Genomic DNA, 13,700 nt, shown 5'->3' with positions numbered 1-13,700 from the left:
AGGCGACTCTAGGATGAGGGAGTGCCTGCCAACCCGCCCGTGAAGAACGCTCCCGAGGAGCGGCTGGTCAACCTCGTCGTCGCCCTCATGGCGACCGAGCAGGGGCTGACGAAGGACACGATCCTTTCGTCGGTCGCCGGCTACCGCGAGCACTTCGAGGCGGGCTCCGGCAAGGACGCGCTCGAGAAGATGTTCGAGCGCGACAAGGAGAGCCTGCGCGGGCTCGGCATCCCGATCGACACGATCGGCGACCGAGCCGACCCCGATGACCTCCGCGAGGCGCGATATCGCGTCCCGCAGGGGGAGTACGCGCTCCCGGACGACATCACCTTCACCCCGGCCGAGCTCGCACTCCTCAACCTCGCCGGCGGCGTGTGGAGCGAGGGATCGATGTCGGAGGATGCCCGCGGGGGCCTGCGCAAGCTCCGGGCCCAGGGATTCTCCGTCGACGAGCCGATCATCGGGTATTCGCCGCGCATCAGCCTCCGAGACCCCGCCTTCCTCCCGCTGCAGCGCGCGATCGAGCAGAGCCGGGTGGTCTCCTTTCCGTATCTCAAGCCGGGCGAGCCGCTGCCGCGCCTGCGCCGCGTGCAGCCGCTCGCGCTCGTCGAGTACGAGGCCCGCTGGCATGTCTTCGGCATCGATCTCGGCGTGGGCGCCGAGCGGACCTTCCTCCTCGCGCGGATCGTCGGCGAGGTCGACACCACGCGCGCCTCTTTCGACGCGGCGCTGCGCGAGGGGGCCGGCGAGCGAGCGCTGGCCGGACTCGAGGAACTCGCAGCGCGAAGCACGGCGCTGCTCGAAGTCGACCCCGGAACCGAGGCCGATCTCCGGCTCTCCCGGCGATCGACGCCTGCCGAGCAGGGGATCCATGTGCCCTTCGTAGACGTCCATATCTTCGCCGATGAACTGGCGTCCTACGGACCCGAGGTGCGCGTGGTCGAGCCGGACGCTCTCCGCGATCAGGTGATCGAGCGGCTGCGTGCTGCGCGCGACGCACATGGAGGCGCTGCATGACCGCGCGGCGGACGCCGGTCGCGACCGACCGTGCGGCGCTCCTGTTGCAGCTCGTGCCGTACCTGATCGGTCAGGGCGAGGTCTCGATCGACGAGGCCGCGCGCGAATTCGATGTCGAGCCCGAGCAGATGCGCGCGATGGTCGAGAAGCTGACGGTCATCGGTCTGCCCGGCGAACGCGGCTTCTGGCAGATGTCGAACGACCTGTTCGACATCGACTGGGACCTCCTCGACCAGCAGGACCGCATCGTGATCACGAACACGGTCGGTCTCGAGCGCGCGCCGAAGCTCACGGCGCGCGAGGCGGCGGCGCTGCTGGCAGGACTCCAGCTCGCGCGCGCCATTCCGGGCGTGGGCGATTCCGACCTGTTCACGGGCCTCCTCGCCAAGCTCGCGCGCGGCGCCTCGAGCACGCCCGCCGACGTGATCGTCGCGCCGGGACCCGTTGACGCGGTGCGCGAGACGGTGGCGACGGCGCTGCGCGAGCGCGTCGCGGTGTCGTTCACCTACAAGGCTCCGGATGCCGCACCCACGATCCGCACGGTCGATCCCGTCAAGGTCCACATCGCCACCGGGCAGTGGTACCTGCAGGGGTGGTGCCACCTCCGTGAGGCGATGCGGACGTTCCACCTCGACCGCGTCAGCGACCTCGAACTGACCGACATCCCGATCGCGCACGGACACGATCCCGTTCCCGGCTGGTTCGAACCGGGCTCCGGCGACGTCGTCGTCCGCATCCGATTCGCCGCCGACGTCGCCCCCCTTCTCGGCGACTACCTCGATCGTGCGGTACTCGAGACCGTCGACGGCGTCACGATGGCGACGATGCGCGTGGCCGACGAGTCGAGCCTCCGGCGCCTCGTCGCCCGGCGCGGCGGAGCCGTCGAGATCCTCGAGCCGGCAGGAGCCCGCCGAGCCGCTGCGGAGTGGGCCGAGGCGGGTCTCGCGCAGTACCGCTGACACGCGAATCGGGTCTTCCCCAGGATGCTCCCTCGCTGCTGTCCAGGGTTAGTATGGGACCGGACCCGAACGACGAGGAGATTTTGTTATGGGGAACCTACAGGGATGGCACCTGCTCATCATCCTCGCCGTCATCCTGCTGCTGTTCGGCGCGGCGAAGCTGCCTGCGCTGGCGAAGAGCATGGGGCAGTCTGCCCGCGTGTTCAAGGGCGAGATGAAGGCCATGAAGGATGAGGACAAGCCGACCGAGCGCACGGTGCAGCAGTCCGCTGCCCCGGCCGACGTCGTGACCCCGTCGGATCCGTCCGCGGGATCGGGCGGGGCGTCCGACCCGAAGCCGTAGTACGTCGTGGTGACGACTGATCCGCCGCTGACGGGAGAGACCGACCGCCCGCGGCGAGAGAAGCGCATGTCGCTCGGCCAGCATCTGGTCGAGTTGCGCAGACGTCTGATGATCGCTGCCGCCGCACTGGTGGTCGGAATGGTGGTGGCCTTCTTCATCACGGACTGGGTCATCTGGATGATCACCGAGCCGTTGCGCGTGATCGCCGAGACCGAAGGCGAGCTCGCCAAGGTCGAGCTGATGTTCAGCACGGTGACGTCGGCATTCGATCTGAGGATCCGCATGTCGTTCGCGATCGGCCTGCTGATCTCGGCGCCGATCTGGCTGTGGCAGATCTGGGCGTTCATCATGCCGGGGTTGACCCGCAAGGAGGTCCGGTACACGTTCGGCTTTCTCGGTGCAGCGATTCCGCTCTTCTTCGCGGGTACCTACGTCGGGTTGATCGTCATGCCCCACGTGGTCGAGATCATGGCGTCCTTCGTGCCGGAGGGCGGTGCCTCGTTCTTCGAGGCCGGCTACTACTATGACTTCGTCTTCAAGCTGATGATCGTGATCGGGATCGCGTTCGTCCTGCCGGTCTTCCTCGTCGCGTTGAACATCGCGGGCGTCATCTCGGGAATCGGCATCCTGAAGGGCTGGCGCGTCGCCGTGCTCGTCGCGACAGTGTTCGCCGGCCTGGCGACACCCGCTGCGGATGTCATCAGCATGCTCATGCTCGCGGGCATCCTGATCGTGCTGTTCTTCGCAGCGGCCGGGCTCTCGGTGCTGTTCGATCGGCGGAAGGCGAAACGCGCCGCGCGGCTCCTCCCTCCTGAAGCAGGCGCATGACCGACGCCGGTCCCGCTGAGCGGTACGCGCGGGCCCGAGACGCCGCGCAGCAGGACCGCAGCCACCCGCTGACCACCGCGTTCGCGGCATCCCAGCGATTCACGCTCGACGATTTCCAGATCGCCGGATGCCGTGCGCTGGAGGATGGACGCAGTGTGCTCGTCGCGGCGCCGACGGGAGCGGGCAAGACCATCGTCGGCGAGTTCGCGATCCACCTCGCGATGGCGGAGCCCGGCGACAAGGCGTTCTACACGACGCCGATCAAGGCGCTGTCGAACCAGAAGTTCCGCGAGCTCCAAGAGGTCTACGGCGCCGACGAGGTCGGACTCCTCACCGGCGACACCAACATCAACGGCAACGCGCGGATCGTCGTCATGACGACCGAGGTGCTGCGCAACATGCTGTACGCCGATTCACCCGCGCTGCGGGGCCTGCGGTTCGTCGTGATGGACGAGGTGCACTATCTCGCCGACCGCTTCCGGGGGGCGGTGTGGGAAGAGATCATCATCCACCTGCCGCAGAGCGTGCGACTCGTCTCGCTCAGCGCCACGGTGTCCAACGCCGAGGAGTTCGGCGACTGGCTCGACACCGTGCGCGGCGACACCGAGGTGATCGTCTCCGAGATCCGGCCCGTCCCGCTCGAGCAGCACGTGCTCGTGCGCGGCGACCTGCTGCCGCTCTTCGACGACCGCGCGGGGATCGCGACCGCGCAGGTGAATCAGGAGCTCATGCGCATCCGCTCCTTCAAGGGGCAGAACTTCGAGAACAACCGCCGCGCGCAGTCGCAGAGCAGCGCGCGCAACGCCGGCTACGAGGCCCCGCGGCGGCGCCCGCAGAAGGGCGGGCATCGTCCCGTGCGCTCGGCCAACGTGCAGCGCATCGAGCGCCTCGACCGCCCGGATGTCGTGCAGCTGCTCGGGCGCGCGAACCTGCTCCCCGCGATCTTCTTCATCTTCAGCCGGGTCGGGTGCGATGCCGCCGTGCAGCAGGTGCGGCGCTCGGGGGTGCGGCTCACCTCTCCGGAGGAGCGCCGCGAGATCCGCGCGATCGTCGAGGAGCGCACGCGGACGCTCCGCGACGAGGATCTCGCCGTTCTCGGGTACTGGGAGTGGCTCGAGAACCTCGAGCGCGGCGTCGCCGCGCATCACGCCGGGCTCCTCCCGGCATTCAAGGAGGTCGTCGAAGACCTCTTCAAGCGCAAGCTCGTCAAGGTCGTCTTCGCGACCGAGACGCTCGCCCTCGGCATCAACATGCCCGCCCGCACGGTCGTGCTCGAGAAACTCGAGAAATTCAACGGCGAAGCCCGTGTCGCGATCACGTCGGGGGAGTACACGCAACTCACCGGACGTGCGGGGCGGCGCGGCATCGACGTCGAGGGTCACGCGGTCATCCAGTGGACCGAGGGCCTCGACCCGCAGGCGGTCGCAGCCCTCGCCTCACGTCGCACGTATCCGCTGAATTCGAGCTTCCGGCCGACCTACAACATGGCCGTGAACCTCATCGACCAGTTCGGCAGGGCTCGGGCGCGCGAGATTCTCGAGTCGTCGTTCGCGCAGTTCCAGGCGGACCGCTCGGTCGTGGGCCTCGCACGCCAGGTGCGCGAGAACGAAGAGTCGCTCGCCGGCTACGAGAAGGCGATGACGTGCGACCGCGGCGACTTCGCCGAGTACTCCGCGATCCGCCGCGACCTCAGCGACCTCGAGAAGCTCAACCGCAAGGACGCGAACGCGTCGCGTGCCACGCGCGATCAGCGACAGCGCGAGATCGGCGGGCTGCGGCGGCGCATGCAGCGGCATCCGTGCCATCAATGCCCCGACCGCGAGCACCATGCCCGCTGGGCCGAGCGCTACTGGAAGCTCAGCCGCACGATCGACAAGATGCGCCAGCAGATCCAGACCCGCACGGGAACGGTCGCCCGCATCTTCGATCGGGTCGTCGATGTGCTGGGCGAACTCGACTACGTCAGCGTCGACGACGACGGCGCGACGACGCTGACGGCCGCCGGGCGCACGATGCGGCGCATCTACGGCGAGCGCGACCTGCTCGTCGCCGAATCGCTGCGGCGGGGCCTCTGGAAGAACCTGGATGCCGCCTCGCTTGCTGCTCTCGCATGCTGCATCGTCTACGAGCCGCGACGCGATGACGGCGGCGTCGGCGAGCACGGGCTGCCGCGGGGCGCGTTCCGCATCGCGCTCAGCGAGACGCAGGACCTCTGGCAGCGCCTCGACGACCTCGAGCGGGATCACCGGCTGCCCGGCTCCGAGCCGATCTCTGCCGGCCTTGCGCACGCGATGCACACGTGGGCGCGGGGCGGGATGCTGGACCGTGTTCTCATCGAGGCCGACATGGCCGCGGGCGACTTCGTGCGCTGGGCGAAGCAGACGATCGACCTGCTCGATCAGCTCTCGATCGTCGCCGATGCTCCGGTCGCGACCACCGCCCGCGCCTCGCTCGATGCGGTGCGCCGCGGCATCGTCGCCTACTCGAGCGTGTAGCCGCCCGGTGCCGCTCGCTTAGGGTGGATTCCGTGCCCCTCGCCGCGCGCCCGCGCCCTCTCGTCCCACTGTGGCTCGCCGTCGTCGGGGCCGTCGTCGGCGGAGCGGTGCTCGATCTCGCCTTCCCCTCCGTCGGCTGGTGGCCCCTCGCCTTCGTCGGAGTCGCTTTCGCGCTGGTGTCGCTGATCGGTCGCTCGGTGTGGGGTGCCGTCCTCGTCGGGTTCGCCTTCGGCGCCTCGTTCCACCTGATCCACATCATGTGGATCACCCGCTACCTCGGTGTCGTCCCGTGGTTCGCCCTCGCCGGCCTCGAGACCGTCTTCATGGCGGTCGGCTCCATCCCCATCGCCCTGGCGTATCGATGGATGCCGCAGGTGCTCCCGTCGCGCTGGGTGCAGCTGACCGTGCTGCCGCTGCTGGTCGCTGGGCTCTGGACGGCCCGTGAGCTCTTCATGGGCTCGTGGCCGTACACGGGCTTCCCGTGGGGCCGCCTCGGGATGAGCCAGTCCGAGAGCCCGCTGGCGCACCTCGCGTCGTGGGTCGGCGTCGCCGGGCTCACCTTCCTCATGGTCGCTTTCACTGCCGCCGTCATCGAATGGCTGCGCCTCGCCCGCTGGCGGGATGTGCGCACCGCTCTGCCGGCCGTCGGTCTCGCGGCCCTCCTGCTCGTCGTCCCCGCCTTCCCGACCACGCCGGCCGGCACGATGCGCGTCGGCAGCGCGCAGGGCAACGGGCCCTCGGGCTACTTCGACGAGCGGACGCGCAACGCCGTGCTGAACGCCCAGCTGGCGGCATCCGCTCCGCTCCTCGGTGAAGAGATGGACGTGCTGCTGTGGCCCGAGGGCGGGATCGACTCGGATCCGCTCGAGAACGAGGGCACGGCAGCGGTGCTCGACGAGCTCTCGACGCGAGCGGACGCTCCGCTGATCGTCAACGCCGCGACGACGCGCGGGGACGACACCTTCAACACGTCGATGCTGTGGGTGGCCGGCGAGGGCGCCGTGCAGCTGCACGACAAGGCGAACCCCGTGCCGATGGGGGAGTACGTGCCCGACCGGTGGTTCTTCGAGGCGATCGTGCCCGATCTGATCGGCCTCATCCAGCGGGAGTACACCCCGGGCACCAACCCGCCGTTCTTCGACGTCGACGGCGTCGGAGTCGGCCTCGCGATCTGCTTCGACGTCATCTACGACGACGTGATCTGGGAGGGTGCCGAAGCCGGCGCCCAGGTCTACATGTTCCAGACGAACAACGCCGACTTCCGCGACACCGACGAGAATCTTCAGCAGCTCGCCTTCGCCCGGATGCGCGGGATCGAGACGGGGCGATCGGTGGTGAACCTGTCGACCGTCGGCACGAGTCAGGTGATGGCGCCCGACGGCACGACTCTCGACGGTCTCCCGGCCGATGTGGCCGGCCACATGCTGACCGAGGTGCCCCTGCGCACGGGGCTGACGCCGGCTGTCGTGATCGGACCGGCGGTGAAGGCGGTGCTCGGGTGGGGGAGCGCCGTGGCCCTCATCGCGCTCGGGATCGGCGTGGCCGTGATGCGCCGCCGGAACGCGAAGACGCCGACCCCCGAAGGGGCCGGCGTCACGCAGATCGACTGATCGGTGGGATCAGGCGCTGATCTTCTCGACCGCGACGTCTTCACCGGCGCCGCGGCGGGCGCGGACGTAGGCGAGGCGCTCTTCCAGGAGCTCTTCGAGCTCGGGAAGCGTGCGGCGCTCGAGCAGCATGTCCCAGTGGCTGCGTGGGACCTTGTCGCCCGAGTGGTCGACGGTCGCGTGGCCGTCGCCGATGCGCAGCAGCGCCTCGGCGCCGCACGTGCGGCACTCCCACGCCTCGGGAACCTCGGCGTCGGCTGCGAAAGTCAGTGTGGTGTCACGTCCGCAGGACGTGCAGGAATAGATGTGCTGTGCGCGTTCATGGAACACGACGCCCTCTTCGCTCTGTAGGCTCTGGGCGCCGAGTCGGATGCCGCGCAGACTGCGGTCTGCCATTGTGTGGTCCTCTCGTCGCTGTTCAGGTATAACGAAGTCACCTGTGCGGATCATCCGAACGGGCACGATTCGGTCGGCATTCGCGTACATTCACAGTCGATGCACAGCGGGGCCGCCGTGGGGCGACGATTGTCAGTCCGCGAGGGTCTCGAGGGCGAGATCGGCGCGGTCGGTGACCACCCCGTCGACGCCGATGCCGATGAGGCGTCGCATGTCCCCAGGATCGTTCACGGTCCACACGTGCACCTCCACGCCGTGGCGGTGCACGGCCTCGACGAGCCGCGGTGAAACGATGCGCAGGCCCCGCCGTCGCTCGGGCACCTGTACGGCGTCGACGCCCGCGAGCGCCTGCCTGACGAGCCGTTCGGACCGCGTCGACACCCCGGCGAGAAGCCGCAGGATCGTGGCGGTTCCTGCGGAAGTCGCGGGACGGATGCCGCGGCCCTCGGCCTCTGCTGCGCCGAGCGCAATGCGGCGACGATCGTCGGAGAAGCTCGTCAGCAGCACCCGCTCGCCGTGCCGGGCGACGAGACGGCCGACGGGGACCGCAGCGTCCTCGGCCTTCACATCCAGGTTGAATCGGGTGTCGGGGAAAGCCCCGAGCGCCTGCTCGAGCGTCAGCAGGCCGCCGAGCGGCGCCATGAGCCGCTCAAGCTGTGCGATCGGCACATCCGACACCGGCCTCGGGTCGCCGGTCACGCGTGACAGGTCGTCGTCGTGGAAGAGGACGACAGTGCCGTCGGCGGTGAGGTGGCAGTCCGACTCGACGTACGTCGCCCCGGCGCCGTGCGCTGCGGCGACCGCGGCGAAGGAGTTCTCGACGACGCCGTGGGCGGCATCCGTCGTCGTCACGAGACCCCGATGCGCGAGCACGCGCGGCGTCGCGCCGACGATGAACCAGGGATGCATGGCCTGCGCCCTCTCGACGCCGAGGTCGGAGCTCAGGGGCGCGGAGCGGGCTCGCCGGACCCTCCGGCTGTCGACGCCCGGGCCTGCGATGCGATGTCGTCGGCGGCGGCCGCTGCCTCGCGCGCGGCGGCGACGGCCTCGGCGGCGGAGGAGGAGCGCTCGGATTCGGTCCGGGGGCGATCCGACGGCGGACGCGGCGCGGAGGGCTCCGCGCGTCCGCCGAAGGCATCGCCGATGCCCTTGAGCGCCTCGGTGAGTTCACTCGGGATGATCCACAGCTTGCTCGACGCGCTCTCGGCGATCTTCGGAAGGGTCTGGAGATACTGGTAGGCCAGCAGCTTCTGGTCGGGGTCGCCGTTGTGGATGGCGGAGAACACCATCTCGATCGCCTCGGACTCGCCCTGCGCGCGCAGGATCGCAGCTTGCTTGTCACCTTCGGCCCGCAGGATGTCGGCCTGACGGCGGCCTTCGGCCTCGAGGATCTGCGACTGCTTCGACCCCTCAGAGGTCAGGATCACCGCACGCCGGTCGCGCTCGGCGCGCATCTGCTTCTCCATCGAGTCCTGAATGGAGAGCGGCGGATCGATGGCCTTCAGCTCGACGCGGTTGACGCGGATTCCCCACTTGCCGGTCGCTTCGTCGAGCACGATGCGCAACTGGCCGTTGATCTCGTCGCGGCTGGTCAGAGCCTCTTCGAGGTTGAGGCCGCCGACGACGTTGCGGAGTGTCGTGGTGGTGAGCTGCTCGACCGCGCCGAGATAGTTGGCGATCTCGTAGGTCGCGGCCCGGGCGTCGGTGACCTGGAAGTACACGACGGTGTCGATCGAGACGACGAGGTTGTCTTCGGTGATGACCGGCTGCGGCGGGAACGACACGACGGTCTCGCGCAGGTCGACGAGGGGGCGGAGCCGGTCGATGAACGGCACCAGCAGATTGAGTCCCGGCTGCAGCGTGCGCTGGTAGCGGCCGAGGCGCTCCACGACGCCGGCGTACGCCTGCGGGATGATGCGGATCGAGCGGAAGATCACCACGATCACGAAGATCGCTATGACGATCAGCAGGATGATCACGAAGATCTGGCCGATGAAGGCTCCGACGTCAACCATCGAGGGGGTCCTTTCCGGGGGTGGGGGCCTGGACGGGCGAGACTTCGACGGTCGCGCCGAGCACGGTGACCACGGTCATGCGCGCGCCGACGTCGAGGCTGTCGCCGAGCGGCTCGGCGTCAGCGGTGAGCTTGGCGGTCCACGTCTCGCCGTTGTCGAGCTTGACCGAGCCGAATCCGTCGACGAACGGAGCGAGCGCCCGCGCGCCCATGCCGTACAGCGCATCGACGTTCGTTCGCGCGGGCTCATCGCCCTTGTGGAGCGCCCTCAGCAGCAGCGGCCGGATGGTGAACAGCAGCAGGGCCGACAGCACCGCCGCGGTGGCGATCTGCAGCCACCACGGTCCGCCCAGGAGGTTCACGCCGAGTCCGCCGATGAGGGCGCCGGCGGCGAGCATGAGGAAGGTGAACTCAAGCGTGAGCAGCTCGATGATGACGAAGAGCAATGCGAGCACGAGCCAGGCGATCCACATGTACTGAGTGAGATCAGGCAGCATCGCCATCCTTTCGGCCGGTCCTTTGATGGAACCCTACACTGGGTCGCAGAAGCCCGGTTGATAGGGTCGAGAGCATGTCTCAGACCCTCGAACACGGCTCGCTCAGCGGCAAGACCGCCCTCGTGACCGGCTCGTCGCGCGGCATCGGCGCCGACACTGTCCGCTATCTCGCCGAGGCCGGCGCGAACGTCGTCATCAACTTCCGCAACAAGGCTCCGCGCGCCGAGAAGCTCGCGGTGGAACTGCGCCAGCTCGGCGTCGAGGCGCTCGTCGTCGGCGCCGACCTCACCGACCCGGAGTCGGTCAAGGCCATGTTCGCCGAGGTTGAGCGCACGTTCGGGCGCCTCGACATCCTCGTGCTCAATGCCTCGGGCGGCATGGAAGCCGGCATGGCCGCGGACTATGCGCTCAAGCTCAATCGCGACGCCCAGGTGAACGTCCTCGAGACCGCGGTCCCGCTGCTCGGCGAAGGCTCTCGGGTCGTGTTCGTCACCAGCCACCAGGCCCACTTCATCCGCACCACACCCACCATGCCCGAGTACGAGCCGGTCGCCCTGTCCAAGCGGGCGGGCGAGGACGCCCTGCGCGAGCGGATCCCGGCCCTCGTCGAGCGCGGCATCGGCTTCGTCGTGGTCTCGGGCGACATGATCGAGGGCACGATCACCGCGACGCTCCTCGAGCGCGCGAACCCGGGAGCGATCGCCGCGCGCCGTGAGGATGCCGGAAAGCTCTACAACGTGTCGGAGTTCGCTGCCGAAGTCGCCCGCGCAGCGGTCGACGACATCCCGGCCGAGAACACCCGCCTCGTCGGCGAGACCGGCTCGTTCGCGGGGGAGTGAGCGATGCGCGCCGGCGACATCGACACCCTCGTCTCGGTCGGACGCCCCGACATCGCCCCTGACGCCTCGTTCGCCGTCTTCGCGACGTCGCGCCCGGATCTCGTCGCCAACCGCGCGGTCGGCCAGGTGTGGCGCGTCGACCTGCCCGATGGCACGCCGCGTCGGCTGACGCGGGGAACAGCGGATGCCGCGCCGCGCCTGTCGCCCGACGGTGCGCGCATCGCGTTCCTCCGCGGCGACGCCAAGAAGCGGCCGCAGATCTTCGTCGTCGATGCGACCGGTGGGGAACCCATGCAGGCCACCGATGCGCCGATCGGCGTCGAGGGGTTCGCCTGGTCGCCGGACGGCAGGACCCTCGCCTTCCTGGCGCGCGTCCCGGAGCCGGGCCGCTACGGCTCGGTCGAGGGATTGGATGCCGCGGCCGAGGCGCCCCGGCGCGTCACGGGAATCCGCTGGCACGCCAACGGCCTCGGCTACCTCGCCGACCGCCCCGCCCACGTCTTCGTGATCGCGGTCCCGGCCACCGATGCCGAACCGTTCTACGACGCGGCCCCGGCGGTGCGCGCCGAGGCCGAGACCGCCCCCGTGCGCCCCGTGGTCGCGGCGACCGCGACGGCGCTCACGACAGGATCGACATCGCACGGCGGCGTCGTCTTCACGGCCGACGGCTCCGAGGTGCTCACGGTCCCCGACGAGATCGAGCCGCTGCGGCGCGACCTTCGCAACCGCATCATCGCGGTCGCCGTCGACGGCTCGGGTTCGCGCGACGTGCTCGGAGCGGATGCCGGGCTCTCGCTCGTCGACATCGCGGTGGCCGAGGAGGGCACGATCGCCGTCCTCGCGCACGAGGTCGGCGCGGGCGTCGACTTCATCGCGCCGGGCGTCGGCGTGTGGCTGGTCGAGCCCGACGGTCCGCGCGCGCTCACCGACGCCGAGACCATCGATCTCGGCGAGGTGGGCAGCCACCTCTCGGCCGCGGGCGACGACTTCCTCGTCCAGCACCGCGCGCGCGGCCGCGTGCACCTGCTGCGCGTCTCGCGCACGGGGGAGATCGACGAGGTCCTCGGCGGCGACGTCGAGGTCGCCGGACACGCCACGGCGGGCGAGCGCATCGTCGCCGCGGTCGCGACTCCCGATTCGTTCGGCGAGCTCGTGCTGATCGACGAGGGCACCGCCCGCACGGTGACCGCGTTCGGAGCGCGGGCCGCGGCATCCGTCATCGCGACGCCGAGCGAACTCACCGTTGCCGGCCGCGACGGCTATCCGGTCCACGGCTGGGTCGCGGCGCCCGAGGGCGAAGGTCCCTTCCCGGTGATCCTCCAGATCCACGGCGGACCCTACGCCTCATACGGCATCCACCTCTTCGATGAGACGCAAGTGCTCGTCGACGCGGGCTACGCCGTGGTGTACTGCAATCCCCGCGGATCGGCCGGCTACGGCCGCGCCCACGGGCGCAGCATCCGCCAGGCGATGGGAACCCTCGACTTCGCCGACGTCATCGATTTCCTCGACGGGGCGGTCGCGGCGGACGGGCGTCTCGACGGCGACCGGGTCGGCGTCATGGGCGGCTCGTACGGCGGCTACCTCACCGCGTGGGTCATCGCGCACGACCACCGCTTCGCCGGCGCGATCGTCGAGCGCGGGTTCCTCGAGCCGCAGTCCTTCCAGGGCACCAGCGACATCGGGTCGTTCTTCGGTGACGAGTACGTCGGGGTGACCGAGGCCGACATCGCGCGTCAGAGCCCGATGGCGGTGGTTGATCAGGTCACGACCCCCACGCTGGTGCTGCACTCCGAGCTCGACTATCGGTGCCCGCTGGAGCAGGCGACACGGTACTACTCGGCGCTCAAACGCCAGGGGACGGATGCCGAGATGCTGGTCTTCCCGGGCGAGAACCACGAGCTCACCCGCTCGGGCCAGCCGCGTCACCGCGTCGAGCGCTTCGCCGCGGTGCTCGACTGGTGGGAGCGCAAGCTCCCCGTCAGCTGACGCCGACGCCTTCGAGCCAATGGGAAACGCCCCGGATCTCTCCGGGGCGTTTCCTGTGTGATGCGTGTGTCAGATGTCGCCCTTGAAGGTGAAGGCGCGAATGACGTTGATGATGCCGAGCACGATGAGCGAGATGCCGAGGATCCACCACAGCACCACGACGCCCCACACGGGGGAGAAGAGCACCAGGATGCCGGCGATGATGCTCAGGATGGCGAAGAAGATCGTCCAGCCCTTCGAGCTCGCGTCGCCCAGCGTCGAGAGCGACACGATTCCTTCGACGATCCACATGATTCCGACGAGGATGCCGATGAACACGGCGAGCCACGCGGTGGCGGCGCCGAGGTTGAACATCGCGATGACGCCGGCGATGATGAAAAGCACGCCGAGCGCGATGTGCCCGACGCGGGCCCAGCCGCCCTTGGTCTTGGAGAAGATGCCGAGGCCCGCGTAGACGAGACCTGCGGCGATGGCGTAGATCGCGATGATGGCGGCGACGACCATGGCGGTCTTGCCGGGCCAGACGAGGATGAGGATACCGACGATGACGGCGAGGACGCCGCCCACGCCGAGTGCCGTGCGGATACCGTTGACTGCCGACTTCTCGGCTGCGGATTCGGTGGACATGTGAGTGTCCTTTCTGAGAGTTCCCTGTAAAGGTGCGGGCCAATCTTAGACCCGTTCTTCAACCTCTCCGGACACGACGCGCTACGGTG

13 protein-coding genes are annotated in these 13,700 nt (G+C 69.3%); 8 read left to right on the top strand and 5 right to left on the bottom strand.

Annotated elements, in window-relative coordinates; genetic code table 11:
* Window positions 1-21 precede the first annotated feature (21 nt).
* The 6 genes from FFS15_RS03765 (at window position 22) to lnt (ending at window position 7,252) form a co-directional block, all read left to right on the top strand.
* Entirely contained in the window at window positions 22-1,017 is a 996-nt protein-coding gene (locus FFS15_RS03765; RefSeq protein ID WP_137843654.1) for a WYL domain-containing protein, read from the top strand.
* A complete protein-coding gene (locus FFS15_RS03760) occupies window positions 1,014-1,976 on the top strand; it encodes a WYL domain-containing protein (protein ID WP_137843653.1) in 963 nt (320 codons plus the stop codon). Before FFS15_RS03765 ends, FFS15_RS03760 begins: the two co-directional genes overlap by 4 nt.
* An 88-nt stretch (window positions 1,977-2,064) precedes the next feature.
* Window positions 2,065-2,319: a Sec-independent protein translocase subunit TatA gene (gene tatA, locus FFS15_RS03755; RefSeq protein WP_137843652.1), complete on the top strand. Its 255-nt coding sequence runs from the start codon at window positions 2,065-2,067 to the stop codon at window positions 2,317-2,319.
* A gap of 66 nt (window positions 2,320-2,385) precedes the next feature.
* Window positions 2,386-3,147, top strand: coding sequence for a twin-arginine translocase subunit TatC (tatC, locus tag FFS15_RS03750; RefSeq protein ID WP_137843707.1), 762 nt, complete (start codon window positions 2,386-2,388; stop codon window positions 3,145-3,147).
* On the top strand, window positions 3,144-5,642 hold the full coding sequence (locus FFS15_RS03745) for a DEAD/DEAH box helicase (RefSeq protein ID WP_137843651.1): 2,499 nt from the start codon (window positions 3,144-3,146) through the stop codon (window positions 5,640-5,642). The genes tatC and FFS15_RS03745 overlap by 4 nt, the downstream gene beginning before the upstream one ends.
* Before the next feature lie 32 nt (window positions 5,643-5,674).
* On the top strand, window positions 5,675-7,252 hold the full coding sequence (lnt, locus tag FFS15_RS03740) for an apolipoprotein N-acyltransferase (protein WP_137843650.1): 1,578 nt from the start codon (window positions 5,675-5,677) through the stop codon (window positions 7,250-7,252).
* Window positions 7,253-7,261: 9 nt separating this feature from the next.
* On the opposite strand, the gene FFS15_RS03735 is transcribed toward lnt, so the two are convergent.
* The 4 genes from FFS15_RS03735 to FFS15_RS03720 form a co-directional block, all read right to left on the bottom strand.
* The gene (locus FFS15_RS03735; RefSeq protein WP_137843649.1) at window positions 7,262-7,645 is read right to left on the bottom strand and encodes an RNA polymerase-binding protein RbpA; all 384 of its coding nucleotides are present in this window, start codon (window positions 7,643-7,645) and stop codon (window positions 7,262-7,264) included.
* A gap of 132 nt (window positions 7,646-7,777) precedes the next feature.
* On the bottom strand, window positions 7,778-8,554 hold the full coding sequence (locus FFS15_RS03730; RefSeq protein WP_137843648.1) for a glycerophosphodiester phosphodiesterase family protein: 777 nt from the start codon (window positions 8,552-8,554) through the stop codon (window positions 7,778-7,780).
* Between the two features lie 32 nt (window positions 8,555-8,586).
* On the bottom strand, window positions 8,587-9,660 hold the full coding sequence (locus FFS15_RS03725; RefSeq protein WP_137843647.1) for an SPFH domain-containing protein: 1,074 nt from the start codon (window positions 9,658-9,660) through the stop codon (window positions 8,587-8,589).
* A complete protein-coding gene (locus tag FFS15_RS03720; RefSeq protein ID WP_137843646.1) occupies window positions 9,653-10,156 on the bottom strand; it encodes an NfeD family protein in 504 nt (167 codons plus the stop codon). The genes FFS15_RS03725 and FFS15_RS03720 overlap by 8 nt, the downstream gene beginning before the upstream one ends.
* A 74-nt stretch (window positions 10,157-10,230) precedes the next feature.
* Between FFS15_RS03720 and FFS15_RS03715 the strand changes: the two genes are divergently transcribed.
* Both FFS15_RS03715 and FFS15_RS03710 read left to right on the top strand, forming a co-directional pair.
* Window positions 10,231-10,995, top strand: coding sequence for an SDR family oxidoreductase (locus tag FFS15_RS03715; RefSeq protein ID WP_137843645.1), 765 nt, complete (start codon window positions 10,231-10,233; stop codon window positions 10,993-10,995).
* A 3-nt stretch (window positions 10,996-10,998) separates the two neighbouring features.
* Window positions 10,999-12,984 carry a S9 family peptidase gene (locus FFS15_RS03710; protein WP_137843644.1) on the top strand — a complete coding sequence of 662 codons (1,986 nt, stop codon included), beginning with the start codon at window positions 10,999-11,001 and terminating at the stop codon, window positions 12,982-12,984.
* A gap of 69 nt (window positions 12,985-13,053) precedes the next feature.
* Here the strand turns inward: FFS15_RS03710 and FFS15_RS03705 are convergent, their stop codons facing one another.
* On the bottom strand, window positions 13,054-13,611 hold the full coding sequence (locus FFS15_RS03705; RefSeq protein WP_137843643.1) for a DUF308 domain-containing protein: 558 nt from the start codon (window positions 13,609-13,611) through the stop codon (window positions 13,054-13,056).
* Window positions 13,612-13,700 lie beyond the last annotated feature (89 nt).

The sequence above is a fragment of the Microbacterium sp. 2FI genome, assembly GCF_005502885.1.
In the GTDB taxonomy this organism is placed as follows: Bacteria; Actinomycetota; Actinomycetes; order Actinomycetales; family Microbacteriaceae; genus Microbacterium.
Note: the sequence above shows the minus strand (reverse complement) of the source record. Positions and strands in the feature narration are given on the sequence as shown.

Coding starts and splice junctions, on each gene's coding strand:
- FFS15_RS03735 (WP_137843649.1), bottom strand. CDS start 7,645: ATGGCAGACCGCAGTCTGCGCGGCATCCGACTCGGCGCCCAGAGCCTA.
- FFS15_RS03720 (WP_137843646.1), bottom strand. CDS start 10,156: ATGCTGCCTGATCTCACTCAGTACATGTGGATCGCCTGGCTCGTGCTC.
- FFS15_RS03760 (WP_137843653.1), top strand. CDS start 1,014: ATGACCGCGCGGCGGACGCCGGTCGCGACCGACCGTGCGGCGCTCCTG.
- FFS15_RS03730 (WP_137843648.1), bottom strand. CDS start 8,554: ATGCATCCCTGGTTCATCGTCGGCGCGACGCCGCGCGTGCTCGCGCAT.
- tatC (WP_137843707.1), top strand. CDS start 2,386: ATGTCGCTCGGCCAGCATCTGGTCGAGTTGCGCAGACGTCTGATGATC.
- FFS15_RS03715 (WP_137843645.1), top strand. CDS start 10,231: ATGTCTCAGACCCTCGAACACGGCTCGCTCAGCGGCAAGACCGCCCTC.
- FFS15_RS03705 (WP_137843643.1), bottom strand. CDS start 13,611: ATGTCCACCGAATCCGCAGCCGAGAAGTCGGCAGTCAACGGTATCCGC.
- FFS15_RS03725 (WP_137843647.1), bottom strand. CDS start 9,660: ATGGTTGACGTCGGAGCCTTCATCGGCCAGATCTTCGTGATCATCCTG.
- FFS15_RS03745 (WP_137843651.1), top strand. CDS start 3,144: ATGACCGACGCCGGTCCCGCTGAGCGGTACGCGCGGGCCCGAGACGCC.
- tatA (WP_137843652.1), top strand. CDS start 2,065: ATGGGGAACCTACAGGGATGGCACCTGCTCATCATCCTCGCCGTCATC.
- FFS15_RS03710 (WP_137843644.1), top strand. CDS start 10,999: ATGCGCGCCGGCGACATCGACACCCTCGTCTCGGTCGGACGCCCCGAC.